This window comes from Chloroflexota bacterium, from assembly GCA_020850535.1.
GTDB lineage: Bacteria > Chloroflexota > UBA6077 > UBA6077 > JACCZL01 > JADZEM01.
Genome location: JADZEM010000209.1, coordinates 1 through 3,251 on the forward strand (window position 1 = coordinate 1; position 3,251 = coordinate 3,251).

3 protein-coding genes are annotated in these 3,251 nt (G+C 71.4%); all 3 read right to left on the reverse strand.

What is annotated here, in order from left to right:
• Positions 1-169: 169 nt before the first annotated feature.
• The 3 genes from IT306_29290 to IT306_29300 all read right to left on the reverse strand — a co-directional run bounded on the left by IT306_29290 (position 170) and on the right by IT306_29300 (position 2,964).
• Positions 170-1,414: an MFS transporter gene (locus tag IT306_29290; GenBank protein ID MCC7372544.1), complete on the reverse strand. Its 1,245-nt coding sequence runs from the start codon at positions 1,412-1,414 to the stop codon at positions 170-172.
• Positions 1,415-1,478: 64 nt separating this feature from the next.
• Positions 1,479-2,477 (reverse strand): ADP-ribosylglycohydrolase family protein, encoded by a 999-nt coding sequence (locus tag IT306_29295; GenBank protein MCC7372545.1) that lies wholly within the window; start codon positions 2,475-2,477, stop codon positions 1,479-1,481.
• A gap of 85 nt (positions 2,478-2,562) precedes the next feature.
• Positions 2,563-2,964 (reverse strand): RidA family protein, encoded by a 402-nt coding sequence (locus IT306_29300; GenBank protein MCC7372546.1) that lies wholly within the window; start codon positions 2,962-2,964, stop codon positions 2,563-2,565.
• Between the last annotated feature and the right edge of the window lie 287 nt (positions 2,965-3,251).

Below are 3,251 nucleotides of genomic sequence, written 5' to 3' on the forward strand. Positions count from 1 at the left end.
CACCCCCGACCCCTCTCCCTGTGCGCGGGAGAGGGGAGACATGTCAGTGCCGGGTATACCATGACCAATGTGTTCTGGTGTGGGCGACCAGCCGTCAATATCTTGCGCCTCCCCTCTCCCGCGCACAGGGAGAGGGGTCGGGGGTGAGGGCCTCCGCACCACCCGCGATCTACGGCCTACGAACCCCGGGCCGTAGGTACGCGCCGGCGATGGCCAGCAGCCCGCACGCCGCCATCGTGAAGAAGCTCACCTGGAACCCGAGCGCATCCAGCACCGCCCCGATCACAATCGGCCCGAACACCTGCATCAGATCGCCTGAGAGCCGGTAGATTCCGACGAGCGCCCCCGTCGAGTACCCCTCCAGGGTGAAGATCAGCAGGCCGCTGCCGACCCCCAGCACGGCCAGCCCGCCGCCGAACAGGACCGTGGCCGCCCACAGCCCGTAGGGCGTCGGCACGAGTGGCATCAGCCCCACGGCGACCGAGGCCACGCACAGCGCGCCTGCCACCACCGGCCGCACCCCGAACTTGTTGGTGGCCCAGCCGGCCGGCCCGAGCATCACCAGCGCCATCACCGCCTGCGACCCGAGCAGCAGCCCGACCATCGACGGTTCCAGGCCGGCCGGCCCGGAGGCGTAGAGCGGCAGCGCCAGTTGGGCCACGCTCATCCGGAACAGGAAGGTGGCGAGGTGCGGCAGCAGCACCAGCATCACGGCCAGCAGCGCGCTCAGGCCGAGACGCTCGCGCGGGGCGGCCGGCTTGGAGGTGGGGGCTGGCCGGCGCGTCGCCAGCGGCAGCGCGATCAGGATCGCCAGCAGCCCCGCGCCCACGCAGAACAGGAGTGCGGCGCGCCAGTCGTACAACTCGGCGACGGGGCCGCCAACGGCCGGGCCGAACGCCCCGCCCAGCGTCAGCGCCGACTGGTACAGGGCCATCGAGCCGCCAGCGCGCTCGGCCTTGGCCCCGGCCATGATGCCGGCCAGCACGCCGGCCGGCACGATCCCCAGGCCGACCCCCTGCACGAACCGGCCGAGCGCCAGGAATGAGAAGTTCGGGGCCAGCCAGCCGATGACGGACCCGACGACGAAGACGCTGCAGCCCAGCAGGATGACGCGGCCCGGCCCGAGCCGCCCGACGACCATGCCAGCCGGGAACCCGCCGGCCAGCCGCCCGGCCCCGAGTGCGCTGACCAGGAGCGAGCCGACACTCGCGCCGACGGCAAGCTCGGCCAGGATGTTCGAGAGCGATGGCGCAATGGCCCCGAACCCGACGGAGACCAGCACCAGGGCGATCAGCGCCGCCCAGTAGCTGTAGAGGTCTCGCCAGGAGCGCCCGGCCTGGGCCGAAGCGGAGGAGGCTGACGAGCCAGATGAACCGGTTGAGGTGGCGGTGGACTGCGGAACGGACGTAGACACGGCGAGATGATAGCTCGCCGCGCTCCCAGGGGAAGACGCTCCCAGGGGAAGACGCGCCCGGCGGCTACCTGCCGAGCCGGCTCCAGGCGGCGATCTCGCTCTGCGCCTTCGCCTGCCCGATCTCGGTCAGCCGCCGCGCCATCCGGTGCTGCTCCTGGACGGTCGCTTCGGGGGTCTGCGCGAGCCACCCGGATGGGATGGCAGACTCCCCGCCGAACGCGCCGCAGATCGCCCCCGCCATCGTGGCGATGGTGTCGCTGTCGCGGCCGAAGTTCGCGCCCAGCTCGACAGCCGCCACGGCCTCCCCATCGGCCAGCAGGCAGAGGGCGATGGTCGCCGGGATCGTCTCGCGGGAGTCGCAGGCGATGGTCTGGCGGAAGCGGGCGTGGTACGCCTCGCGGAAGGCGCGGTAGTCGGCGACCTCGCGGGCCAGCGCCACAGCCTCCTCGATCAGCCCGCGCATCAGCGCGCCGCTGGTCGGCTTGAGGTACGCCGTCGAGGCCGTCACGACGTCCTCGATGGTTGTGCCGGGCAGCATCGCCTGGGCAATCGCGGCGGCGACGGCCGCCGCGCCGTCCTGGCAGAAGCTCACATCGCCGGTGTGGATCAGGCTCGCCAGATCCTGGGCCTGGGCGGCGGCCGCGCGCGGGTGGCCGGCGTTGACGATGCCGACCGGCGCGATGGCCATCGCCGAGCTGGAGCTGGGCATGTTGCCGTCGCTGACCTCGCGGGGGGAGTAGCCGTAGCGGAGCTTCCCGACGAGGTGCAGCACGGACGGGAAGAACTTGTCGCGGCGCTCGCGGATGCGGGCGGACTGGGCGTTGATCTGGGCGGCCCAGTCGTCGGCGGTGGCGTGGCCGTCGGTCTGTACCAGGGCATCCGAGAGCAAGTCCTTCATCAACGAGTCGTCGGTGCCGTCGCCCTCGAAGGTCGAGACCCAGCCGAAGCGCTCCTCGATCTGGGCCGGCTCGAGGTTCTCGGTCGGGGTGCCCATCGCATCGCCGATGAGCCCTGCGAGCAGGCAGGTGAAGGCGCGGCCCTGAAGCTGATCGAGCGCGGCCATGGTGTCACCTCCGGTGTGACGTGCGCGCGCCAGACCCGGCGCGCCGGCGAACGGACGATAGCAGGCTGCGACCGGACGGCGCGGTCTACGCCTCGACGACCGCGTACGCCTCGATCTCGATCATGGCCCCCTCGACGGCGAGCCGCTCCACGCCGATGGCCGTCGAGGCCGGCGGCCGGACGCCCTGCTCGGCGTAGAACGCCTCGCGCGCCTCGCGGACGGCCCCGATCTGCTCCATCCCGACGACGAAGATGGTGACCTTGGCGACATCCTTCCAGGAGGCCCCGGCTGCCGTCAGATTGCGGGTGATGTTGTCGAGGGCCTGCCGCGTCTGGCCGCGCAGGTCGCCCGGCGCCACGAGCTGGCGGTCCTTGTCGATGGGCAGCTGACCCGAGACGAAGACCAGATTCCCCATCTTGACGGTGTGGGTGTAGGCAATGGGGGCGGGGCCGCCCTCAGGGTTGATGTACTGACGGTCGAGCGGCATGCTTCCTCCGGAGGGGGTGGTCGGCGACAACGCTGGGCATGGCCGGCGAGCATGGTTTTGTGCGCGCTCGGCTGGTGCAGCGCGTGTGGAGTCGCCCAGCGGAGCTACGTGTCAGCTTTGTTTCGTCGCGGAGCGACTGAATGATTGTAGGCGGGGCTTGCAAGCCTCGACGAGGCTGCTCGTGGCGTGGCCGTTTGACGCTGCCCGGCCCCCTCGCTACGATCTCCTGCACGATGCCGATGCCAGGGCGGCTCGGGCCTGCACCGACGACGTGCGCCCGCGTTCAC